This is a genomic window from Mycobacterium sp. IS-3022, assembly GCF_001500065.1.
Classification (GTDB): Bacteria; Actinomycetota; Actinomycetes; order Mycobacteriales; family Mycobacteriaceae; genus Mycobacterium.
This window is the reverse complement of the sequence record NZ_LQIN01000008.1, coordinates 17,640-42,256: the sequence shown is the minus strand read 5'-3', so window position 1 is coordinate 42,256 and position 24,617 is coordinate 17,640. Positions and strand designations below refer to the sequence as shown.

Below are 24,617 nucleotides of genomic sequence, written 5' to 3'. Positions count from 1 at the left end.
TGAGCCTGACTCACTCAACTGTCGAAGGGTTCAACGGGGACGTCGTGCGATTTGTTCCCGGCCTGGGCCCGGGTGTAGGAAGTCGCTTATCTTGTCGGATTGGTAGTTAAGCTGTCGGCCGCGTGTCGGAACGTCACCAACGTGTCGGTTGGGGACATAGTTGCATGTGTGGCCGGAGGCGACACGCGGCATGCCGAGGTGAGCTATATCAACGCTGACGGCGATGCCGTCACGGTGTCGTTGGGTCGAGTTGATCCGGCCAGTGTGGTGCGGGGGCGGCCGGTGCGGGACGTGAAGTCGCGCGCCGGGCAGCGCAACTACTCGGGACTGTTCTGGTGCGCCACAACACAGACGCACCTGTGTTACGAGAGCCTGCTTGAACGGGATCGCCTTCTGCTGGCCGACTTTGACCCCGCGGTGCGGTGGGTGGCGTGTCAATCGTTTTGGCTTCGGGGGCCAGACGGTTCGGCGTTTCGGCAGCACGTACCCGACGTGCTGCTGGAGCACCGGGATGGCGGTTACAGCGTGGTCGACGTGAAAGCGCCCTGGTTTCTCGAAAAACCAGAGGTCGCGGCCGTGCTGGAATGGACCGGCCGGGTGTGCAGATCCCGAGGCTGGCGATATGAGGTCTGGACCGGTGGCAACCCGACCGAAGTCAGCAATGTCCGCGTTCTGAGCATGGCACGGCGTTCGGCCGTCATCGACCGGGCAGCGACGGAGGCGGTCGCCGCGGTCGCCCGGGATGGGATGACCATCGACATGCTCCGCGGTCTCGCGGTGCGAGACGGGGTCACTCGTCAATCGGCATTTGTTGCGGTGCTGGAGCGGCTGTGGAGTGGCGCCTGGTTCACCGATCTCAGCTCGCCGTTAACCGGCGACTCGGTCGTCACCATTGTCTCGGGGGCGGCATGAGCCGGGGGCGGTTCGAGCTGACCGTGGGCGCACAACTGTGGTTCGAAGGCGCGCTGTGGCATGTTCAACGCATCGACCCCAATGGTGTCGAGTTGACCAACGGGCGATCGGCCATCCGCGTGTCAGTCGCGAAACTTTACTCGAATGCGAGTCTGGTTGTCGCGCCGGAGGTTTCGGACACCGAGGACGAGCTGGTCGCGATCGTCCTCGGATCACTGACTCGCGAACAACGGCAAGCGCTCGAGGAACGCGCCAAACACGTTCGGGAGGTGATCGCCGCAAGCGGCGTGGGCAGTGCGAAGACAGCGGCGGAAGCGTACAAGAAGAAGTCCGACGAGCTCGGCGTATCTGTGCGCACCATCGAGCGGTGGGTGGCCGGGTACCGGGATTCTGGGTTGGCTGGGCTCGCGGACAGCCGCCTGCTTCGGCGACGGAAGAGTCGGATCGACCCTCGGTGGGACGAGATGTGCGAGCGGATCCTCAACGAACTGGTCCCGTCTTCCACGCCGACACAGAACCGGGTGATAGATCGCATAAGCCAGGAGTTAGAGGCCACCTACGGCCCGGGTGAAGTCACGCTGCCATCGCCGAAGACGGCACGCGAGCGGCTCAAGGAACTTTCAAAAGGCCGACACACGTTCGGTAGCGCCAAGAACCGTCGATCCGTGGCCGACCGGCCTTCGGCACCGTATGGCCGACTGCGGGCAACAAGACCAGGTGAGTTCGTGGTATTGGATACGACACCTCTTGACGTGTTCGCGATGGAGCCGGTGACGTTGCGATGGCTGCCGGTGGAACTCACCGTCGCACAAGATCTGTTCACCCGATGCATCGTCGGAATGCAGCTCACCCCGGTTTCCACCAAGGCCAGGGATGTGGCAAATGTTCTGTACCAGGCCGTAACTCCGCAAGATCTTGGCACCAACAGCGCCGCAGCGTGGCCCTATCACGGCCTCCCAAAGACGGTGCTGGTGAAGCAGGATCAACTGGACGGCGCATCGAATGGACGACGCGTCGGACTTCCCGCGTGTCTGCCGGAGGCAATCGTGGTTGACCACGGCAAGCAGTATCTGTCGGCGCACGTCATCGGCGCCTGTGCACGCCTTGGGATCTCGGTGCAGCCTGCGATCCCGCACAAGGCCACCGACAAACCCACCGTTGAACGGTTCTTCCGCACGGTTAGGGAGTCGCTGCTGCAACATCTACCGGGCTACAAGGGCCCAGATGTCTATTCGCGGGGCAAGAACATCGAGCAGCAGGCGTTCTACTACGTCACTGAGCTCGAGCAGATCGTTCGAGAATGGGTTGGCGTGGTGTATCACCACACCAAGCACGATGGGCTGTGCATACCTCAAATGCCCAGGGAGCGTTTCTCTCCCGCGGAAATGTTCGAGATCGGTTTGGCGCAGTTCGGTTCGCTCACGTTGCCGGCGCGACCAGACCTCACGTATGAATTCTTGGATGTCGCCTGGCGAACCATCCAGCACTACGGGGTCGAGATCAACGGGCAGCGCTACGACGGCGAGGTCCTCAACGCGTTCCGCAACATGAAATCCCCCTACGGCGGCGCCAATGCCGGGAAATGGCCGTTCTGCGTCGACTCCCACGATGTGCGCTACGTCTTCTTCCGTCACCCCGAGACCGGACAATGGGCGCGCCTGGAATGGGAACATGCCAAGGGGCTGAATACACCGTTCAGCCAGGAGGCCGCCAACTACGCGAAATCTGTTAGCGTGCGGGCCAATCGCCATGTCGATCCGGCGCAAGCGATCCAGGATCTGTTGCGCCAATGGGGCCGCGACGAAGTCGTTGCCAGACGCGACCGTTCGCTTGCTCGGCGGCTCAGCAGCCAACGACACCAAGAAATGCCCGTCCGTGGCGGAGAGCCAACGCATCACGATGAGCAGCGCGAGGTGGCTTCGCTGCCAACTGTTGTCGACCTGTTAACACGAAAGCCTATCGGCGAAGGTCTGCAGGTCGTCGACGATCTCGATGTGTTCGAGCAGTACTACCGCGAGCACCCCGACGAGGACACCTTCGAGGTGTTTGACGAATGAGCAACACGTGGTCGCGCTGGCTCGCCACCAATGGCAGGACTACGACCCAACTGTCGCGTAAGCAGGGATGGGACGAGTTCGTGTTCACCGCGCCGCGCGAGGACTTCGAGGTGTTGTCCCGCACTGACATGGCCAAGCTGAACGGCGAGGAACTCGAGGACTATAACGAGGCCCGCATGGTGTGGAACGCGAACCTGCCCACCGTGAAGACCGCCCAGTTGAAAGAGGCGTACGGCATCATCGATCAGGTCATGGCCTCCGGCCGTCGCGACGCTGATCGACTGCGCGGCTCGGTGGTCATCGACGCCGAACCGGGTTTGGGTAAGACCACCATCGCCACCCGGTATGCCCGCGACTTTCACCGCCGCGTCTACCGCCGCGAAGGACCCACCACCCCCGATGGGCACCAGCGCCTGCCGGTGGCGTTCGTCCCGCTCAGCGCCGGGATCACCCTCAAAGGGCTCAATCAGCAGATGCTGCGGTTCTACGGGCACCCGGCGGTGGACCGCGCCTCAACCTCACGGCTGGGGGCGTTGGCTGTCGATTGCGTGACCAGTTGTCAGACGCGGCTGATCGTGATCGACGATCTGCACTTCATCGATTTTCGCCACCGCAACGGCGTGGATGTCTCGAATCACCTCAAGGGCCTGGCCAACGAAATGGCCGCCACCTTCATCTACGTCGGCGTGCAGCTGCGCGAAAAACGGTTCTTCGACGAGGGCCTGGTCGGTGAACAAGCTGCCTACGCCCAAACCAGTCGACGTGCCACCCGCTGCCCGGTAGCCCCGTTCGCCATCAACAGCGACGCGGGCATGCGTGGCTGGATCGGTCTGCTACGGGCGATGGAGAGCCACATCAAGTTGGCCGACGCCCGTGCGGGCATGCTCGTCGAACACGCCAAAGAGCTTCACCGCCGCACCCAGGGCCGCATCGCGTCGTTGACCAACCTGCTTGACCGCGTCTGTTACTTGGCTATCACCTCAGGCGCCGAAACCATCACCGCGGACTTGATCGCCGCGACCACCATCGACAATGCCGCCCAAACCAGCAGCCGCACCGCGTGAACCACAGCCACCTCGGCGGCGGCTTCGCTGCATCCCCGGCGGCTATGACATCAACCGCTGGCCCATCCGCGTCCCGATCGGACCCGACGAAACCGTCCAGTCATGGTTGATGCGGGCGGCGCTGCGCTACGGCATGACACCGCGGGCACTGCTGGCCACAGCCGGAATCGACGAGCACATCTACCGGCCAGCACAATTCGCCGCCGCAATCACCGGCCACGCCGACCAGCTGGCCCACCTGCTCGGCAGCACCCCCGATCAGGTGAATGCCGCGGCGCGGCGCATCCATCCCAAATCCGCACTCTCGGACTACGTCCAGCGATATAGGGGCCTGCGGCGCGCCCTGCTGGCGGGATGCTCCTACTGCCCACGGTGTCTGTCCGAACCCGACCCGCGCTGGAAACGCCAGTGGTCCAACGTATTCGCCCTGGCCTGTGTCGAACACTCGTGCCTGCTGGTCAGGGCATGTCCCCGCTGTGGGCAGGCTCCCTGGTCGACCACCGCATGGCTATCGAACCGGGAGAATTCACTGCATCGGTGCGGCATCCGCCGCCCGCGCGGACCCGATGATCGCGTTGGGGTGGGCGCCCGGTTCTGCGACTACGACCTGCGCGAGGTCGATGTCTACGACGTCGATGCGGATCTGGTCGGCGTCCAGCAGTTCATCACCGACCTGTGCGAACGACGCCTCGAGGGTCCCGAGAACACGGTCACCATCGCCGGTATCGAGGTGACCGCCACGATCGCGTTCGATGCCATCTGCGAGCTGCTGGACGAATCACTAGACATACTCACGCTGTTCACGCCCGGCTACGACCGCACCAAACTCACCAGAGCGCTGCGCGACTGCGGCACAATCCTGTCCAGCGACACAGCCACCGACGCCGCCCACAAAGCCGACGACGTCGGCCTGCTGAACCCGGGCGGTCCCATCGCCCCGATCGGCCCGGACAACGTCATCCTGCGCCGGCCGCGCAACCCACTACTGGCCGCGATCCGCATCCACCCGCTCGTGCCGTCGTTGAGCCCGACAACGCAGCTCATGCTCGGCTGCGGTAGCCGGTGGCCGCGCTACCCCGTCGCGGAGAACCAGGACGACCGCACCTGGTTGCGGCTGCCCGAGCACCATCCCGACCTGCCCGAGCCCACATCGGCGTGGGTGCCGCAAGTGTTGTGGCCCAACACTATCTGGCGCCGCGGCGCGGCACCGCCCGACATCGAGGCCGTGGCGCAAGCCATGGCCCTGGCCAAAATGGGGGATATCCGGTCCTGGAAACTCATCGCGCTGGATCTCGGCCTACCCAAAGACATGTCCACCCCGGTGACCAGGTATTGGCGTCAGATCGTGCGCAGCGGGCAATGGGAGGAGGCGCTGGCGACGCTGACCGCGCTGCGCGAACAACTCCGGCGCGACCCGCCGCCCATCGACTACCAGCTCCGCCGCATCATCGCCGACGACCCCAATCGCCTCGTCCGAGCCATCCGCGAGGCCGGGTTCGACACGTCGACCGGGAACAACCACGGCGTCGGCGACGTGGTGCGCCGGTTCTGGGAGCACTTCACCGGCGGTGACCTCGCCTACGCACCACCACACTACGGGCTACCATCTTCGCGAATTCGGCAGTGGCGCAAGCAGACCGCCACAATAGACCACACTTGCGCGGAGCTCTTCCAGGACGCATACGAAAGCATGCGGCGGGGCAACGGCCTGCGCCCCTCGGGGCCACTGACGTGGCGACCACCTTGAACACTGTGCGCCGACTCGCCGCCCGTGCCCATCACTCCGACGACGGCGGCAGCACCGGGAATGTCCTCGTACTGGCTGGCCGATCCCGCCGACCTCGTCACTCTGGCCATCGTCAAGTTGCCCGATCAAGACACCGAACTGCGATGGCAAGCAGCAATCCTCCACCAAACCCTGCGTGACCTCTCGGCATGGCCGGTCAGTCACCCGATTCACGATTGGTGGCAATGCGGCGCTCTCAAACTCGACGCCGTCATCGACCTACAGAGAAACCTGGTGAGCGGGCTCGAACGCAAACGCCCGCAAGACCTCCGGCGCGAAGCAAGGGTCCTGGCGCGTGCAGACCACGTTTTCGGCGGTTTCCCCGGGCAGTGGATGAACATTCTCACAACTGGCCAGCCTTAAGGCATATCGGCGGATTGGACAGTGAGATTCTGGAACTGACCGAGGCCGAGAATGGCTGCTGTGAGCGCGGTCCACCGAATATGCTCGTAGTCAGCCCCGACGCGTCGCCTCCTGGGCCAGCTGCACGCGCGAAGTTAGCCCAAGTTTGGTGTAGATGTGCGTGAGGTGGGCCTGCACTGTGCGCGGTGAGACGAACAGCCGCGCGGCTACCTCCTTGTTGCCCAGGCCTTCGCTAACGAGTTTCACGACGTCGAGCTCGGAGCGGGTGAGCGACGCCCATCCGCTGCTCGCCCGTTTGCGTTCGCCTCGACCGCGTTGCGCATAGGCGATGGCTTCCGGGATAGACAGCGCCGCGCCCTCCGCCCACGCTGCCTCAAAGTCATTCGTACCGAGGGTATCCCGAAGCGCTGCGACTGTGGCTTCATCGCTCTGGTCGAAGATCTTGAAGCGCACCAGGCCCATCTGCTGGCGAGCCGCTTCTGCCGCGCCGAAGAGGCGGGCCGCCAACAGGTGGTTGTCGACTTGCGCCGCCGCAGTGGCGAGACAGTCGAGCGCGAATGGAACGACAAGGTCACCGCCGATGCGAGAAGCCAAAGCCAGCGCCTCGTAGGCGTCGCGTTCTGCGGCCTCGATCTCGCCCTGCGCGATCAGGACGCGCGAGCGTGATGTTAGCGATGCCGCCAGACTCCACGCGGTGGTCACCGACACCACATCGTCGGCCCAGCGGCATGCGGCGGCCAGATCGCCGCATGCCAACGGCGCGAGCGGCACCCACGTGTATATCCCCGCCGTCAAGGGATCCATTGCGGTGTGCTTGCGCGCGGCTTCATATGCTTCCCACGCTGCGGACGCATCGCCCGTGACTAGGTGAACGGTGCCCAAGGCTGCGTGGGCCAGTCCTCTGTGGAACTCGAGGGACTCCGATGCACGTTCGAGGTTCTCAACCGCCCTTGCGCGTGCGTTCGCAACATCTCCGAGGTAAGCCAGTGTGTAGGTCCGCGTAGTCGACGCGGCCATACCCCACGCCAAATCGTTGGCCGCGAGGCACTCTTCGACCACCTCGCCGAGTTGAGCGACGCACCCGATCAAGTCGCCGCGGAGGACCTGCGCCCAGCCCAGCACATAACGCAACTGACGACAGAGGAAACCGTCACCGATGTCCTCCGCGATCCGAAGTCCTTCCTCGGCAGCTACTTGAGCCGCAGCGGGATCGTCCAACACGCGACCGGTCATCCACTCGAGGCCGATGATCTGCGCCACCGACCAGAAATCGCCAAGCTCCCGCGCGAGTTCCATCGCCTCTGCGAAGTACGGTCGGGCCGCCTCACGGTCGTACGCATTGACGAGAGCACCGCAGGCGGTCAGCGCCCGCACCACAAGCACGGGGTCGCCGAGTTCCCGTGCAGTTGCCAGGGCCTGCTCGGCCTCTTCGCGGCCCTCGGTCGAACCGGCAAACGACAGCAGCAGCGCTTTGTCCGCGGTAGCCCGCACGCGCGCAGCCGCTGTGTCGCCGTTAGGTGGACTGTCGCCGGCAAGCGCGGCGCTGAGCCAGTTCAATCCTTCCTGCACGCGTCCCCGTGTCGACCACACTGGTTGCAGCGACGACGCCAACGCAAGTGCCAACCTGTCATCCGCTCGTTCTCGGCTCCACGCGAAAGCCGCTCTTAGATTGTCTATTTCGGCTTCCGCCCACCCGACGCGCTCTTGGTAGCCGCTGTCCGCACGCGCGTCCAACATGGCGGCCGTCGCGGTGTAATGGTCGCGGTGACGGGTTCGCACATCGTCGCCTTCGCGGGACTCGTGCAGTTTTTCCTGTGCGTACTGGCGGACGGTTTCCAGCAGCCGATAACGGGTCCGATGTGGGGTGTCCTCGGCGACCACGAGTGACTTGTCGACAAGCAGCGTGAGCTGATCGAGCACCTGGTAGCGCTCCGCGTCGGCGCCGCCCGCGACCGCCTGCGCGGCGTCTACATCGAACCCGCCGTGGAAAACCGAAAGCCTTCGGAACAACACCTGTTCGGGCTCGCTCAGCAGCGCGTGCGACCAGTCCACCGATGCGCGCAACGTCTGCTGGCGGCGCACCGCGGTACGCGCTCCGCCCGTCAGCAGGCGAAACTGGTCGTGCAGACTGATGAGGATCTCGGACGGCGATAGCGCACGGACACGGGCCGCGGCAAGTTCGATGGCCAGCGGAAGTCCGTCGAGCCTGCGACAGATCTCGGTCACGATTTCGGTGTTTTCCGGAGTGACACGAAACTCGGGCTTGGTCCTCCGTGCGCGGTCGCTGAACAGCTCGATCGCGTCGTCTGTCAGCGACAACGACGGCACCCGCCAGCTCACTTCGCCGGTCACGCCGATCGGCTCGCGACTTGTGGCCAGCAGAGTGAGCGCCGGGCCACCGGCCAACAGGGCGATGACCAGATCCGCGCTGGAGTCGAGCAGGTGTTCGCAGTTGTCGAGCAGTATCAGCATCCGGCGATCACGTATGAACCGCAGCAATACGTCCCTGGTCGGTTGGCCCGGCTGGTCGGGAATACCCAGCGCGCGCGCCGTCGTCACGGGCACCACGTCGGGATCGGTGATCGGGGCCAGGTCGACATACCAGACCCCGTCGGCGAACTCGCTGGCTATCTCGGCGGCGACCTGTATTGCCAGGCGCGTCTTGCCCGCGCCGCCCGCGCCGGTCAGTGTGACGAGACGGTTGGCCGCGAGTGCCTCGCGGATGCCACTGATTTCGGCCTTGCGTCCGATGAAGCTCGAAAGCTGGACTGGAAGATTCTCGGCCGCATCGACAGTCGCTGTGCGCAGCGGCGGGAAGTCGTTGTGCAGATCCGGATGGCAAAGCTGCACCACCCGTTCGGGGCGCGGGAGGTCGCGCAGCGGATGGCTACCGAGGTCGTTGAGCGTGACGTCGGCGGGAAGCTGATCGATGACGAGGGGTGCCGTCGCACCCGAGAGCACGGTCTGGCCGCCGTGCGCGAGGTCGCGCAGTCGCGCGGTGCGGTTGATCGTCGAGCCGATGTAGTTGCCCTCGTCGCGCAGGTGTACGTCACCGGTGTGTAACCCGATGCGGAGCTTGATCGGTGCCAGCGGCGCTCGCTGCAAGTCGAGCGCGCATGCCACCGCGTCGGCGGCTCGGGGGAACGCAACGACGAAGCTGTCGCCTTCGCCCTGTTCGACGGGTCGTACCCCGCCATGGGCGGCGACCACCTCGGCCAGGGTCTGGTCGAGGCGCTCGACGGCGGCCTTCATCGACTCGGGCTGGGTCTCCCACAAGCGGGTCGAACCTTCGACGTCGGCCAGCAGCAAAGTGACCGTTCCAGTCGGAAGCTCGCTCATGTCCAGGTTCTTCCAGCTAGTTTCGCTCATGCTAGCGAGCATGCGGTGACGTCCATCCCCGAACATCAGCGAAATCGCCAATTGTTGCGGCGTTGGCATGCGTATATACGCGTCGGGCCACCGCGGATTTAGGCGTATTGGCCGATGGACACTCGTCGCCGCCACCGAATAGTCCTCTGCATGACAAAAACCAGGACGGGATATGACTTCATCGTGGTCGGTGCCGGTTCGGCGGGTTGCGCGGTGGCCGGGCGATTGGCGACTGAGTCGTGGGCACGTGTGCTGTTGATTGAAGCCGGTGGTTCGGACCGACGATTTACGATTCGGGCTCCGCTGGCCGCATCTATGCAGTACGGGACGTCGTTGGACTGGGCGTACGAGACCGAACCTGAGTCCGGCTGTGCCGGTCGGCAGATCGCACAGCCGCGCGGTCGTGTGCTCGGCGGCTGCAGTGCGATGAACAGCATGTTTTGGGTTAAGGGCAGCAATCTGGACTACGACGGATGGCAGCTGCCCGGCTGGGGATGGAATGACGTTGCGCCGGTGTTCACGCGGATCGAGCAAAGTCCGATGCACATCACGCGCTCACCATTTCCCGACGAGTTGTCTCATCGCTTCGTCGCCGCAGCGCGGGCGGCGGGCGTCGCTGCCAACGACGATGTCAGCGGACCCGAACTCGACGGTGCGGCGATCACGCCGGTCAACATTTACAAGGGTCAACGCTGGAGCGCGGCGCGCGGCTACCTCCGACACCAGAACAATTTGACGGTCGTCACCAAGGCGTTGGTTGACCGCGTGATCATCCGCAACGGTCGTGCCGTCGGAATCGAATACCGCCGTCGCGGACGTGCGTACCAGGCTTTCGCCGACCAGGAGGTCGTCCTCAGCGCCGGCGCTTTCGGCACTCCGCAGCTACTGCAGTTGTCCGGTATCGGTCCGGCGGATCACCTCCGCCGGGTCGGAGTCAACCCACTCGTCGACAGCCCCCGTATTGGCCAAGGGTTGACCGACCACCCGCTCGTATGGGCGGTATGGTCCCTCGCGCCCGGCTATACAGGCCTCGCCGATGTCTCGAACCCAAAATGGTTGCTGCAGTGGCTATTACACCGCAGCGGCAAGCTCACCAGTAATGGCGGGGAGGCGCTGGCCCATATCCGGTCGGCGGTCGAGGCCCCGGCATGCGACGTTCAGCTGATCTTCACGCCCGCCGACGCCCGGGCTGAACCGCGTGGGGGAAGATTTGCGCCCGCGTTGTCGGTCGGGCACTCGTATTGGACACCCGAGAGCCGCGGAAGTGTCTTGATTCGTTCATCGGATCCCGCTGTAGCACCGGCGATCCGGATGAACCTGCTCACCGAGCGCGAGGATGTCGAGGCACTGGTGCGCGCTATTCAGCGCACACGCGAGATCATCGCCACTGAGCCGATCGCATCAGCCGTCGAGCGCGAGATCGTTCCAGGCCGGGGTGGGGATATCGAGACCTACATCAGGAACACCGCGAAAACCACCGCCCATCCGGCGTGCAGCGTCGCGATGGGCAGTGACGATGAAAGCCCCCTTGACGAGAAGCTGCGGGTTCGCGGCGTCGACAACCTTCGCGTCGCCGACGCCTCGGTGCTACCCAAGATCCCCCGCGCCAACACCAACGCACCATCGATCATGGTCGGCGAACGCTGCGCGGATTTCCTGCTGGGGAGCGCTCACAACATTCGGGCCGCACCGAGTCCTTCTAGGACGGTGAACACTGCGGAGCGCTAACCGGTTGAATCGGCGATAGGGAGGCGAGGACTGCCGCGGCTGCATCCGCTAGCGGGATCCGCTCTTGTTCAAGCCGCGGCGGATCGGTGAGGTCGCGGCTGGTGATTATGTTGTACATGCGCCGTTCACCGTCTGTGAGCATCGGGAGGTGGCGACGTTCCGGCACTGGGATGGTTCTGCCCTTGCGGTCGTGATAAGTGCCGAAATGCTTATACCGACAATATGTCTCGCAATCCATCAAGATGCTGGCGATGTGTAGACCCGCGACGCGGTAGTTGTTGAGGATTTCGAAGCCGTCCGCGTCGATGTCGCCCCAGTAGTACAGCCGTCGGCAGTCGCGCACCCAATCGAGCTGACTGATGGCTCGAGGACCAGCCTTGCCCTCGCCTTCGATGGCGATGCCATCGTCCGTGAGGGGGAATCCGACTGCGGTGTCCTTGTTTTCGGAGATTACGATCACGTTTGGCGGATAGGCCGGACGCATCGCATCACCCACGGCGGCAACGTCATGTCTGCGGCCTCCGGACGCGCGGTAGCCCGGATCGAGATACGTGAGATGGACTCGGGGCGGATGTGCGGGCGCCAGCCCGAGACTGTCGATGCCTGCGAGCCGCTCGACGAGGTGTTGGCTGGTGTTGAGCCACTTGGCGTGTACGCCCGGGATCGGGACTTGTCGCGGTGTGAGCCCTACCGCGCTATTGGTCTGGAACCAGGCTGCTGTGTCACACAGGAGTCGAAAGTCGACATCGTTGTAATCGTCCGTGTTGCGCAGAGTTCGTGCGAGTTCTTCCACCGCGAGCGCCGGGAAGCGCCGTGCGATCGTGTCACGGCGACCTCGCTGACGAGCCAGCCGAGCCGGCCAGCCATCCCCCGCGATGTGCGCTCCGGCATCGATCGATTCCACTGTCAAATGCGTGGGGATGGTTTGAGCAGTTCCCCACACGCGACGGCGGCTTGTCTGCAGCTGGAGCGCCAGACCGGCATCGCGGCATTCACGCACCCATCGATACCACTGTTGCACTTGTTCAGCCACTGGTCCGAAGCTCGACTCGAGGTTCGTCTTGCTGATCGACCCTAGTGGGAAGCGGTGCGGCCAGCCGGTTTCCGCGGCTTCAGCCACTGCGGTCGGAAAGGTGCGGTGAAGGTGGCGGGCGATGTCGGCTTTGATCAGGTCCGGCGACTTCATGCCATGAAGCCTTCGACCTCGGTTGAGTCTTGTGTGACGATCGCGGGCGTGGTGGCGTCGAACATAGTGACGTGCGAATAGCCTTCGGGTGACTTGGTGATCTGCAGTATGTGGCTGACGTAGGGTTCGATGGCGCTGACTTTGTCGATGACAGACCCGACGATGAGCTGGAAGCCCAGCTTGCGCCACGCTTCGACGGCGCGGCCGGCGAACTGGGCATCGGCTTTGATGAACCCCTCGTCGAGCAATACCGGGGCGAAACGTGGTCGAGTGCGTGATTCATCTCCAAGTTGGTAGCGCAGCGCAGCGCCGACGATGAAGGCCATGAGTTCCTGGGTTTCACCGCCTGACTTGCCGCCCAGACTGTTATAGCTGCTCAATGGTTCTTTGCTGTCCTTGTCAACGCGTTCGGCGATGATCGCGACGTGACGGCGTACGTCGAGCAGTTCGTCACGCGTGGAGAACTCACCCTTCGGCAGCCGCTCGGGGGGAAGCAGGTACTTGATGAAGTTTTGGATGGCGCGGTATCGCTGCTCGATCTCTTCGCTGGTTAGGTCCTCGGTTTCCATACTGGTTGCTGCGGAGGCGAACTCCTCCATCTCTGCGGTGAAGCGCTTGACGAGCTGGATCGTGCGGTGGCGCAATCGAATATGGAGGCGGTCCCTCTTCGCGCCGAATGGAATCTCGTTGAGAATGCGGTTGACCGCGTCCAGCCGAGTCTCGATCCCGTCCTTGGCGTTACGAAACGCGCGGCGCAGCTCGACGAGATCGGCGCCACTCCACCGGGTCACCTTCTTGGCGAACTGATCGCGATGCTCGGCCAGGCCCGTCGTGACGAGCGCGTCGTAATGATCACGATAGTTGGGGTAGGACTCGATGTCAGTGCCCCAGTCGTATTGCCGCCAGCGGCTCTGGAACGTGTGGAACGCTTTCTCGATGGCTTGACGTGCCTGGCGTTCGCGATCTGCCTCATGATCACCTCGCTCGGTGAGGCGGTTATGTACCCTGTCGATGGCCTTGCCGAGGAACTCCACGGCATCACCGGTGTATTCGTCGGCCAGGAGAACGGTGAGAAGTTCCTTCTGGTCGTCAGTCAGTGAAATGGCACCAAGCGCCAGTTGTCGCGCTAAGTCCTCGGCGACAACGGTGTGCTCCGCGGAGAAGGTTTCGATCTTCTTTGCGAGCTCGTCGCGCCGGCTCTCATGACCGAACTTGCGGCTGCGAGCAGTATTAAGGTCTTTGTCTATCGCGTCCTTCTGTCGGCGCAGCGCGGCGAGGATGTTGGTGGCCGCAAGGATTTGTTGTTGTTGTTCTTCGTTTGACTGGATCTTCCGTTCCACTGCGGCGACGTCGATGTCGGTCCAGTCTGTACGCAGAACCTCCTGGTAGGCGAGCTCGAGTTCTGCGAGTTCGGCCAGTTGCCTGCCAGCGTCGCGTTCGGACCGCGCATGGTCACCGATCTGGTTGGTGAGGTCTGCAATCTCGTCTCGAAGTGTGGCGATCAGTTCTTCGTTGGAGAAGCCGATGACGTAGTTGGTCCTCGATGGGACTCCGTGGGCACCCTGGGCGCCGCGGCGCTCTTGGCCGGATAGGCTCACGCGTCGGCGGCCATCGCTGATGAGTTCTTCTGGGGTTTCGACGCATTCGTGGTCGAACAGTTCCGCGGTGCGCTTTTGCAGCCACCCTTTGAACGGCCCGTCTTTGAAGATGAGCTTGCCCGCCAACGTTCTTGGGTCCGCTGGCGATGTGGTGGGCAGGTTCAGAGGGACACCGCGGTATTGGATCCGTTCGCGGGGAGGGAAGCTGTCGATGCGTCGTGTGAAGTCGTCGATGATGCGTTTGTCCAGCACTACCATTCTGGCGAATCCGCCCATCACCGCTTCGGCTGCTGTGCGCCACCGTTCGTCGTCGGGGTGGATGTCGATGAGTTCGGCGATGAATGGCAGTTGGCTGCGGTCCAGGCCGGCCGCGCCAGCGAGTTGGTCGCGACGCGACGATAGGCTCTCGCGGATTCGTGATCCCTTGCGTTCTAACAGGGAGTTGAGGTCCCCCTCGAGCTCCCGCATTTTTTCGAGTAGACGTTCTCCGTCAACTATGGCCTGTCGTTTCTTCCTATCCAGCTCCTCCTTGGCGGTTTCCATCGTGCTCAGCGCCTCGGAGGCAGTCTGGGCCATGGCCACAAAGTCGTCGGCAGAATTCGGAGCACGCTCGAGCGCAGCAGTGCGCTCAAGGAAATTCATCCGGTGGTGTTTGGCCTTGTCGAGCTGCCCCTTGAGCTGGGCGAGCTCGTGTTCGAGTTGTGTCAGCGCGTCTCCGCCGTTGGCGCGGATCTGCTCGGCCAGCTGTTCTTGTCTCGTTTCCTGTTGCCGCACTTCGCTTTCAGCGGCAGCCAGGAGTTCGACAGTCGCCGACTGCTCTGCGTTCAATCTCTGCAGCTCTGCGGCAAATGCGTCACATTTGATGCCGGTGGCCCATAGTTTGAACGGGGTGTCACCGGGCTGGTTGTGGCGAAGGGACGCGATCACGCCGCGGGCTTGTTGCGCTGTTTGGTAGCGGTCGTACTGCTCGGGGATATCGGACAGCGTGTCGATTTGATCCTGGTCGCGGCGCAGTTCGTCGTACAGCTGCGATAAGTCGTCGAAGTGCGCGACCACCTTCTCGGCTTCGTCGTACGTTGTTGGGCGCTCAAGTACGAGCCGCTTGTACAGGTCGTCGACTGTCGATTCATGATGTCCACTTTGGATGCGCGACAAGAGCTTCAGGGCGTTCTCCCCCTCGCCGCGCGAGCCGATGCTTAGGCTGATGAATAGGGCATGAGAGAAGGCGTCATAGGAGTCATAGGTCCGCATGCCGCGGTAGCGGGCCTTCATCGGCCCGGGGGGAAACTGTTCGGCGGAAAACTCATACACCGACTGCAGGTCGAGTAGATCCGGAATCGTTACCCATCGCTTAATCACGTCCGCATCGCGGACAGCGGAGGCCTTGGCATACATAAGACGGGCCGCCGTGAACCGCTGCCCATCATCGTGGCGGAAGGTCATCGCTATACCGGAAGCAACGCTGGTTTTCTTGCCGCGCAAGAGATGATCGATAGCCTCACCTGTCTCGCGGTCCTCTACCGTGTCGGTTTTGCCGCGCATGTAGCTAAGGACACTTCGCTGATCTTCGCCGCGAGCGCGGCCTTTGGCGGCATTCGATGCGCCGTTGAACGGCACGGTATGCGGCATCATCAACGCGATGTAGGCATCCATCAGGGTGGACTTGCCGGTGCCCGACCCGCCGCTGATCAATGTCGCGTCGCCGTCCAGAGTGATGAGGTTGTATCCGTGAAAGCCGCCCCAGTTAAATAGTTGCAGCAGTTCAGCTTTCCACTGTGGCGAATCGTCACGTGATGTGGCCGCACCGGCAGTCTGGAGTTCAGCGACCGTCATGATGTCTCTAGCGCGGTGGTGTTGTCATTGACCGTCTCAATGTTGGGCTCGGCGGGCTCGTCGGCGGCTGAGGTTCTGAGCCACTCCTGCAGGTCGCGCAGCTTCTCAACCGGTAGCAACGGTTCAATAACGGGAGAGATTTGCCAACGCTCAGGGTCATTGGTCTTCAGCAGGATTCGCGAAGTGCGGACGTTCTCGAACGCGTTCTCCGCGCTACGCCTTGCCCTGACCAGATCGGTTTGCGTTTGGGGCGCGTCGGCAAGAATACGAGCGATCATGTCGTCTCGATAGACGAACACCGATTCGCCGCTCAAACCGCGTTCATTGCTGTAGATCTCCCGCAAGTTCCGGAGCAGGATCGTTTCATCCAAGCTGTACGAGGTGTCCCGAGGCAGCAGAGTGGTGAACCGATCACCGGGCGCTTGCTGCTTGTATGCGATGCCTGCGTTCTTGTCCACGATCAAGACGAGAAACATGTCGTTCAGACGGGATTCGATATCGACACGATGCGCCAACAACACCGCCCACGTGTTCGGCTCCTGCTCAGCCGAGACGTAGCTATTCTTCACGACCGCCACCAGCGCCTTGCGCGCCGGCAGTGGCAGGGTTCCCTGGTCCCCGTCGAAAAGCATGGTGTCGAAACCGCGCTCTTGGCCGATATCGTCAGCGGCGTGCTCGTCAGCCCGCTCGTCGCCCCATTCCTGGCTGTCGCTCACGGTCGGGCCCCATCCATATCTGCGATTAGCGCCGCACGGTCGTCGTCGGTGTAGGTGAGCCGCGGTGCCTTGAATGTTCGAGCATTGCCGTCTGGGCGAACGGTGTGGTAGTCGTCGGTACCCACGAGGCTGCTGGATCGTTCAATCGCGGTGGTTAGCGCTGACATGTGGAATAGCCCCAGTAAGTCAACCGGACGACGCGCGCTATCTGGGAAGCCGTTAAACACTTGCGCACCGGTGGTGTGGCGGTCCTGCTTGAGGCTGGCGATCAGCACAGATCGAATCCGGTCGTAGTCGGGTCCGCCCTGTCCCTGCACATCGGCGGTAGTCAGTCCCGCCGCGGCTAGGTGAGACACGTCTTCAAGCGGAGGGGGTGCGGCGTTGTCGGCCGGGTCGTAGAGCCTTGTGCGGAGCCGCTCAACATCAATGGTCGGCGGCAGGAACGCGATTGGCACCCGTGTCCGCGGTTTCGCCCCAGCTTTCTTATCGGCGAGTAGTCGATCAAGGTCTTTGAGCACCTGGGTCAGTTCACGAGCCCGAAGACTGTCGTGCCGCACCAGGTGTGCTCGCAGTGTTGCCGAGACCTGTCGCTGGGCGGACAGCACCGATTGAACTCCGTCTTCCAGCAGCGCTGCCGTCCCCTCGACCGGTTCGCGGTCCTTTGGTCCAATAAGGCCGTCGGCAAAGCTGTGCGACAGGATCGTGTCGACGTCACGCCTGAACGTCGCCAACAGCTCGTCGTTCATCAACACCTCGAGCGCCCCAAGGAATGCCCGCCCGCCAAGACCCTCTTGGAGGAGGTTGTCGGATCGATCGAGATAGCTCTTTAGCACCTCACCCTTCGGGCGTTCATCTGCGCGGAACTCCTGCAGCAGCTGCCGACGCATCTCAGTCACGGTCTGCTCGACGCGCTTGAAGTCGGACGGAAGATTCTCGAGGTCGTCCATGAGCGACATGAACAGCTCGAACATCTGCTCGTCAGATGCGACATCTATTGGCGCGCCAGCGGCAAGGCGGTCCCGCTCCGCAACGAGCCGGTCAATCTCGGCATTCAGAATCGCCACCCGTTGGTCGCGGTCCCCCGACGCGCGCAACGCCGCATGCTGCGCCTTATCCATGATCGACCGAATGCGCGACTCAGACACGATCCTGCGGCCCCCGACGCGCTGCACATAGGCCAGCGCCTCCCCACCTTCGGCGGTGAGCTCGTAAACCTGCTCCCCGTCAGGTGTGTCTCTATGAAGCAGCCACCGATCATTCATCCAGCGTTGACACAAAGCGCGACCCCGCTCCGCCGGCAAGTCGACATTCTCATGCACCAGCTGATCCAGCAGTGCGTTCACCTCGGCGTAGAACTCATCCGCACGGATCCGCTGCCGTTCGGCCGGAAATAGCTCCTGCAAGATCGCAGTCACCAACGGCGCGCGCTGCTGATTCAGCAACCGCAACGTGTGCCGCTGGAAAGCGGCCCGCGTTTCCGCATACCTGGCGTTGATCTCTGCCATGCCGCTACATCCCGATCGCCTGACCTTATCGTCGCGAGAAGAGTAGAACGACGCACCGACACATCGGCGCGGCTTCGGAGATTTACAGCTAACAACGCCGCAGCAAATCGCTGCCGGGCCTTCTTTCAGTCCGCGTCAGGCGGCAGGATGCGACGCGGCGCCGATCGGTTCGTGCCGATCTTCGGCCTGGCCAGCAGGCCGTTCGCTTGTTGGGCCGGCTCAGAGAGCTAACGGACAGGGGATTCCGGCACGTTAGTGAGCCAGCTCCCACCGTCCCGGCGGCGACCAATCGATGGTATGCGCGTGGAAAATGGCCGATCAGCGGTGCTCGCTGAATTACGCTGCGGCGGTGGCTGCAGATGGCCCGGAGTTGATAATCGGACTCGTGGCGCCGGTGGGCACGAGCACCACCGACCTAACCAGAGAGATCCAGGGTTCCCTTTCGCGCTGTGATTACCGAATTGTCCCGATCAAGCTGTCAGACCTTCTACCTACCGCTGGACCTGCGCCGATCAGTGAGGCCGAGGATCGGCGGATCCTTCGGCTCATCGCCGCCGGTAACCAGTTCTGCAAGAACAACAACGAGGATCCCGCTGCAGTAGCGCGATTGGCTGTCAACGCCATCCGGACGCGACGGATTGAACTTTTCCGGCAGGACGGCGACACCCGGCCGTTCGCCGAGATCACCGGCGGGAGGCCGCGCACGGCATACATTTTGCAGTCCCTCAAGCGGCGAGAGGAGGTTCAGCTGCTGCGATGGGTGTATGGAGGCCAGTTCATCCTCATCGGCAGTCAGGGCAGCGTCGCCGAGCGCACACGGAGCCTCATGCAGCTGAATCTTTCCGCCGCTGATGACGCCGGCAAGCAGGCCATCGTCGAGGAGTTGATCGACATCGATGCCGACGAGCAGGAGCGGCTCGGTCAGAACGTCAACCGCACCTACCCGCAGGCCGACTTCTTTATCCGCAACAATGACCGCGCCGACATCGACCGGGTGGTCGACCTGCTGTTCGGCAGGCCGGAAGCGCCCACGATCGGCGAGTATGCGATGTATGTGGCGTTGGCCAGCAGCGCCCGGTCACTGGCTGCGAGCCGCAAAGTCGGCGCTGCGATCGTTGTCGATGACGCGGTCGTGGCCACCGGGTACAACGACGTGCCGCATGGTCAAATCCCAGACGTTCTCGAGGGCGTAGATACGAGCGAGCAGTTCAAGAAAGAGAATCTGCGCGACACCCTGCGACGGCTGAAGGATGCCGGGATGCTTGCCGACGGCCTCGATACCGATGACGACGGGGTGGCCCAGGCCGCCGCGGCGCTCGACAAAGGTGAGTTGATGAGCGTGATCGAGTACCAGCGCGCCGTGCATGCCGAGGCGAAAGCGATAGACGACGCGACAGTGCGCGGGGTTTCCCCGAGGGGTGGAACTCTATACGTCACCACATATCCGTGCCATCTGTGCTACAAGCACGCTCTGTCGGTGCGTCTGGATCACGTCGAGTACATCGAGCCCTATCCGAAAAGCCGTGCGGTGGAGATGTTCTCCCAAGGCGCGGAGGACAAGCTGGTTCCGTTCGCCGGCGTGGCGCCGCGCCGCTACATGCAAATTTTTGGCGACCGCCCTGTGCCCGAGGCCGATGAACTTGCGCAATTTCCGAAGCACGACCGGAGCGTCGCGGAGCCGCTTGTCGGACTGGTGAGGGAGGATGAAGACCGAGCTGCGAGAGAACGCCAAGTAGTAAACGGCCTAAAAGAGGAGTACAGAGCATGACATCGTCGTTTTCGGGATTGACCCCCGAGGATCGCGCGGGTCTCCGGAATTCAGTGGATGACCTAACCGACATTGACAAGCGCACGCTCGCACGACTCGACGCCGGTGTTCAGCGGGCATACGAGACAGCAAGGGGTATCGCCAACGGCACCCTGAATCCGTTGACCCACTGACCTCGTCACCGCGTTGCTTGCGACTGGACACGCTAGTGAGAATCTCGCGGTGACATAGCGCTCGGAAACCCCGGTCGATGGACTGCTGCGGTGTCAGGTTCGGCGAATTCCTACATTTGCTGCTGCAGCTGCTGCGAAATCCGTGTCAGAGTCGCTGGAATCGATTCTCCTAAAATCCCTGGCCCCCGAGCCAGCTGTCGATCCTTTCGGCGACTGCTTGCCATCCTGGCTCAAGCATCATGACGTGCCCCATGTCGGGAAAGATCTCCAAGTCTGTTTGGTAGATCTGTGCCACGGCAAGCGCATCTCCGTCGACTCGCATGCCGTCATCCGCTGCTCCGAGGACAAGCATCGGTGATTTCACGAGGCCAGCGTCGGGAAGTCGGTTCACCGTTTCTCGTGCAGCGAGTGTGCTCTCAGGCTCTAAACGGGCCATGCAGGACCTGACTATGGGGTCTGGAGTGCTCGCTGTGAAGCAGAATTCACGGGCCAATGTCGGCGTGTTAACCAGATCGGCTGGGTTGCCGAAGGTGTTGGCGCGTAAAAAGGTCCAAGGGTGACGGCGGATCGATCGGAATGCCCATCGCCGTAATCCCTGCGGTGTGCCGGGCGCCATGAGAATCCCCGCTGGGGCACCTTGCGTCACAAGGCAATTAAGTACGACCCAGCAGCCTAGGGAGTGACCGATGAGCACTGGGGGCAAACCTAGGTTGGCGACAACAGCGTTTACGTCATCGACGTAGTCGGCAAGAGAACAAGAATTGAGGGGCTTGGACAAGGTGCTGCCACCGTGGCCGCGAAGGCTCAGTGCCGCCGCGCGGTAGCACCTACTGGCGAAGAAGTCCAGAAAATGCTCATCCCAGCACCACGCAGCGACAGAAGCGCCGTGGACGAAAAGCAGCGGTACAGGGTGTGTTTCGGTGGCAGCCCCCTTGTCGATTACTTCGAGCACCGGCCCGCCCCCCGATCAAGATCCCCCAGGAATGGTAGGTGACGCGACGAGAGCGTCTGCCGCTTTACCGAAATCGTCACCCAGGGCCAGGCCCCGACGGGCAGGTCACCGTCGGCGGTGAACGAGACAACGGGCTCGTAGGTAGCTCGTCTGAGGTTTCGCCATTCATCGTGTCTCAAATGTCTGTCTCGGACACCTGGCTCCACACTGGCCCGCGATCACGGAATCGGAGCGTCGTCCCCTGACGTCAGTTCCTGGTACCAGGCAGAGCCCGTCGCAATTGGCGGCTCGCCGAGGAATCCGACAGCTTAATGAGAATCGCAGACCGACACGTTATTGAGAACGCCGAAGTCACAGCGGTCATCTTCCGACACATTCACTGAATTCCTACACCGGGTGACACAACCTTCGAATTCCGCTTCTTGGGCTCTCATGCGATATCGCGCCAGGAACTGTCGGTGGGCCGGCTCGTCGCCGCGAGCCTGCGCGGTCAGTGAGTTCAGACGCAGTATGGGCAGTTCATGCAGGACGTAGCCGGGATCCGTCGGTACCGCCGCCAGTCTGTCAATCGCCTGCTGGGCGGCGGCGAGGTCGGATGCCGTCCCGCGTCGTAGCAGCGCTTCGACCAAAACGGTCGTCGCTGCGCCACGCGAAATCATTTCACCCGTTCGGAACTGTTCGTCGAGGGTGGACTGCGCCAACGCGATTGCACCATCGAGATCACCAGTGCGGGCGCGGTGAGCCGCAATCTCGTTGTCGGCGAAGCGCCGCAGCGCACTCGACAGTTTCGCCAGGCGGTCGTACGCCTCGACCAACAGCTTTACGCCATCCTCGCGACACTGCGGCGCGGCGTGGATCAGCGTGATGCCGCGAATGAACCTCACGAACGTGATGGCAGTCGTGTCATCGGACGTGTCGGCGGCCTCTAGCCAGTCCGCCGTACGGGCCACATCCGTCGGATCAGGGAGGACGGCTTCGCATTGAAACGCCAACACGTGTTTGTACAGTGCGGCGTTGCACACGGTTCCGATGTCGAACCGCATGGCGATGTCGAGCGCACCGTCGAGGTCGGCGAGCCAGCCCTTCCGGCCAAGGCACATCTTCGCGGTACCCCGCAAGGCGTAGGCCCACCCAAGCGGGCTCGCGATGATGACGTTGCCCAACTTCTCGTCACCACCGGCCAACTCGATCACCCGCTCGGCAAATCGGAGACACTCGGAAAGCTCGCCGGACTCGTATTTCACCTGCGCCGCCGCCGGAAGCAGCCCCACTGTCATCGCGTCGTCACCGATCGACTCGAGCAACGTGACGAATTCCGAGGCCATCTGTGACGCTTCGCGATGATGCGACATGAACGCAAGAGTCGTGAGGTGACCGGCCATGCCGATCGCGAGCGAGGTCTTGTCACCGGCTTCCCCGGTGAGCTGCTGCAATTCCTCGAACCCAGTGTCCGCCGGACCACCGCCGACACGAAAAGTGGTTGCGCAGATCAACGTTCGGGGCGCAATCCGCATCGACAGCCGCGCCGGATCGTCGTCTGGCAAGCGGTCGGCGACGGCACGGGCGCGTTGCCAACTCGTCAGCGCAGCCCCGTGATCGCGATAGTTGAACCATGATCCGGCCCGCATATGCCACTGGAACGCTTCGCGGAAGTCACCCGCGGCCTCCCACTGCGTGGCGATCAACGCGGCGTTCTCGTCGACCGGGTCGATCACCGTCGCCAGCCTGCGGTGCAGCTTCTCGCGCTCAGAACGCAGCTGCGACTGGTACGCGACCTGCTGGATCAGCGGATGGCGAAAGGCGTATTCGGCGGGCGGCCCCGCCGAGAGCGCGACGATCAGTTCGCCGTCGACCAGTTCCGCCAATGCGGTTGCCGGCGTCAGCTTTCCGAGCAGGTCCGCACTGAACCGCGAACCGATCACGGCCGCCGCGTGCAGGGTCCGCTTCGCCTGCTCGTCGAGCCGGTCGATACGCGAACCGATGGCGGCCTGCAACGTCGCGGGCACGTGGATGCCGTCGACCGCTGTCACGCACCTATACGCGCCGCTGGCGCCACGCAGCACGCCGCGCTCGGCGAGGTCCCGGACGATTTCCTCGGCAAAGAACGGGACCCCGGCGGCTCGGTCGGTGACCAAGCCGGCAAGGGCGTGGACCGAGGGATCGCGGCCGAGAAGTTCGGCGGTCAACTCTGAGCTGTGCGAATCATCAAGCGGAACAAGCGTTATGGTTCGGACATTCGCGACCGTCGCCAAGGCGCCCCGGTACTCCGGACGGTAGGTCACCAACATCGACGACCGCGTTCGGGGCAATGCGGCAGCCAACTCGGCAAGCAAACCCTCGCTGACGGCGTCGATCCAGTGCACGTCTTCGACGACGTACACCGCGGGTACCCGCCGGGCGACCGCGCCCGTGTTGAGAATTTCGACGATACGGCGGCGACGGGCATCCGGACTGACTTCGAACAACGCTGCGTCGGGGTCCCGGATACCGAGCAGGTCGTCGAGCAGCCAGATGTCCCGCTCGTCGTGTTCCGCGAGCCGGCTGCGCAGTTGGGCCCGCGCCTGGTCGGACGGCAGGCCGGTGATGCCCATCGCGGCGCGCAGAGTCCGCGCGATGACATGGAAGGAGATGTCGCGGGTATGCGATTCGCAGTAGGTGTAAAAGACCTGCGCGCCCGAGGATTTCGCGATGGCCGTTGACTCCCGGATCAATCGGCTCTTGCCGATGCCCGGTGGGCCGACGACCGCGACGACTCCCCCGCTGCCACCCATGGTGGCGTGCAACGCCTCTCGAACCGCCGCCATTTCGCGATCACGCCCGACCAGACGAGACTCACTCTTCGCGGCCCTGTGGTGTTGGGTGTCGACGGCCAGCAGCGGCCGCGCTGTCACCGGGTCGGCGGCGCCTTTGATGCGGACCGACCGCGGCTCACCCAGGGCCGTCTGGTCGTCGACAAGTCGGGCAGTCGACTCGCTGAGCATCACGCCACCGGGCTCGGCGACGGACTCCATCCGCTGTGCCATGCCGACCTGCTGACCGGACACCGTGTATTTCATCGGTCCCGAGTCGATCTCGCCGACGACCACCTCACCCGAGTTCAGGCCGATCCGCAGCTGCAGGGCGATACCGTCGCGCGGGTAGACCTCGGCCGCCAGTGCGTGGGCCTGAACCTGGACGTCCAACGCGGCAAGACAGGCACGCAGCGCGTGATCCTCCATCGCGAGGGGCGCGCCGAACAGCGCCATGAATCCATCGCCGGTGAACTGGTTCATCGTTCCGCCGTACCGCTGGACCACCACGCCGGACCGCTGGACGAGATCGGTCATCAGCTCGCGTAAGCGTTCGGCACCGAGCGCTTCGGCGATGTCCATCGACCTCACCACGTCGGCGAACAGAATCGTCACCTGCTTGTACTCGGTCAGGCGGTCTGGTGCGGATAGTGCCGCGCCGCAGGCATCACAGAACCGCGCTTGCTCGCGCGGCCGGGCGCCACATCGTTGGCATGCGGACGGCGCAGTCTTCACATCAGCTCTCCGCACGCTCGAGGCCGGTCGATACGCTGCATTGTCCGTCGATCGGCGCATTCCGAGGCGAACTTGAGGCCAAG

14 protein-coding genes are annotated in these 24,617 nt (G+C 63.3%); 7 read left to right on the top strand and 7 right to left on the bottom strand.

Annotated features, from left to right (window positions below; all coding sequences use genetic code 11):
• Positions 1 to 168: 168 nt before the first annotated feature.
• The 5 genes from AU188_RS07835 to AU188_RS07815 are packed head-to-tail and all read left to right on the top strand — an operon-like array spanning position 169 to position 6,182.
• Complete coding sequence (locus tag AU188_RS07835; protein ID WP_059163173.1) at positions 169 to 912, top strand: TnsA-like heteromeric transposase endonuclease subunit; 744 nt, start codon at positions 169 to 171, stop codon at positions 910 to 912.
• The gene (locus AU188_RS07830) at positions 909 to 2,969 is read left to right on the top strand and encodes a TnsB C-terminal domain-containing protein (RefSeq protein ID WP_156426608.1); all 2,061 of its coding nucleotides are present in this window, start codon (positions 909 to 911) and stop codon (positions 2,967 to 2,969) included. Before AU188_RS07835 ends, AU188_RS07830 begins: the two co-directional genes overlap by 4 nt.
• Positions 2,966 to 4,033 (top strand): ATP-binding protein, encoded by a 1,068-nt coding sequence (locus AU188_RS07825; protein ID WP_059163172.1) that lies wholly within the window; start codon positions 2,966 to 2,968, stop codon positions 4,031 to 4,033. Before AU188_RS07830 ends, AU188_RS07825 begins: the two co-directional genes overlap by 4 nt.
• Positions 4,002 to 5,780 (top strand): TniQ family protein, encoded by a 1,779-nt coding sequence (locus tag AU188_RS07820; RefSeq protein ID WP_059163171.1) that lies wholly within the window; start codon positions 4,002 to 4,004, stop codon positions 5,778 to 5,780. The genes AU188_RS07825 and AU188_RS07820 overlap by 32 nt, the downstream gene beginning before the upstream one ends.
• A 24-nt stretch (positions 5,781 to 5,804) precedes the next feature.
• On the top strand, positions 5,805 to 6,182 hold the full coding sequence (locus AU188_RS07815; RefSeq protein WP_156426607.1) for a hypothetical protein: 378 nt from the start codon (positions 5,805 to 5,807) through the stop codon (positions 6,180 to 6,182).
• A 90-nt stretch (positions 6,183 to 6,272) separates the two neighbouring features.
• On the opposite strand, the gene AU188_RS07810 is transcribed toward AU188_RS07815, so the two are convergent.
• A complete protein-coding gene (locus AU188_RS07810; RefSeq protein WP_286137352.1) occupies positions 6,273 to 9,551 on the bottom strand; it encodes a helix-turn-helix transcriptional regulator in 3,279 nt (1,092 codons plus the stop codon).
• A gap of 114 nt (positions 9,552 to 9,665) precedes the next feature.
• On the opposite strand from AU188_RS07810, the gene AU188_RS07805 reads away from it, so the two are divergent.
• Complete coding sequence (locus tag AU188_RS07805; protein WP_353612111.1) at positions 9,666 to 11,279, top strand: GMC family oxidoreductase; 1,614 nt, start codon at positions 9,666 to 9,668, stop codon at positions 11,277 to 11,279.
• On the opposite strand, the gene AU188_RS07800 is transcribed toward AU188_RS07805, so the two are convergent.
• Genes AU188_RS07800 through AU188_RS07785 form a run of 4 tightly spaced genes read right to left on the bottom strand, consistent with a single transcriptional unit; the run spans position 11,251 to position 18,117 of the window.
• A complete protein-coding gene (locus AU188_RS07800; RefSeq protein ID WP_059163167.1) occupies positions 11,251 to 12,465 on the bottom strand; it encodes a Wadjet anti-phage system protein JetD domain-containing protein in 1,215 nt (404 codons plus the stop codon). The genes AU188_RS07805 and AU188_RS07800 overlap by 29 nt on opposite strands.
• Positions 12,462 to 15,896, bottom strand: coding sequence for an ATP-binding protein (locus tag AU188_RS07795; protein ID WP_059163166.1), 3,435 nt, complete (start codon positions 15,894 to 15,896; stop codon positions 12,462 to 12,464). Before AU188_RS07795 ends, AU188_RS07800 begins: the two co-directional genes overlap by 4 nt.
• Positions 15,893 to 16,612: a DUF4194 domain-containing protein gene (locus tag AU188_RS07790; protein ID WP_059163165.1), complete on the bottom strand. Its 720-nt coding sequence runs from the start codon at positions 16,610 to 16,612 to the stop codon at positions 15,893 to 15,895. The genes AU188_RS07795 and AU188_RS07790 overlap by 4 nt, the downstream gene beginning before the upstream one ends.
• The gene (locus AU188_RS07785) at positions 16,609 to 18,117 is read right to left on the bottom strand and encodes a DUF3375 family protein (RefSeq protein ID WP_059163164.1); all 1,509 of its coding nucleotides are present in this window, start codon (positions 18,115 to 18,117) and stop codon (positions 16,609 to 16,611) included. The genes AU188_RS07790 and AU188_RS07785 overlap by 4 nt, the downstream gene beginning before the upstream one ends.
• A 349-nt stretch (positions 18,118 to 18,466) precedes the next feature.
• Between AU188_RS07785 and AU188_RS07780 the strand changes: the two genes are divergently transcribed.
• Complete coding sequence (locus tag AU188_RS07780) at positions 18,467 to 19,885, top strand: deaminase (RefSeq protein ID WP_172799430.1); 1,419 nt, start codon at positions 18,467 to 18,469, stop codon at positions 19,883 to 19,885.
• 342 nt (positions 19,886 to 20,227) lie between these two features.
• On the opposite strand, the gene AU188_RS07775 is transcribed toward AU188_RS07780, so the two are convergent.
• Positions 20,228 to 21,010 (bottom strand): alpha/beta hydrolase, encoded by a 783-nt coding sequence (locus AU188_RS07775; RefSeq protein ID WP_059163162.1) that lies wholly within the window; start codon positions 21,008 to 21,010, stop codon positions 20,228 to 20,230.
• A gap of 308 nt (positions 21,011 to 21,318) precedes the next feature.
• Positions 21,319 to 24,414 (bottom strand): ATP-binding protein, encoded by a 3,096-nt coding sequence (locus AU188_RS07770; RefSeq protein WP_082686544.1) that lies wholly within the window; start codon positions 24,412 to 24,414, stop codon positions 21,319 to 21,321.
• Positions 24,415 to 24,617: the final 203 nt, after the last annotated feature.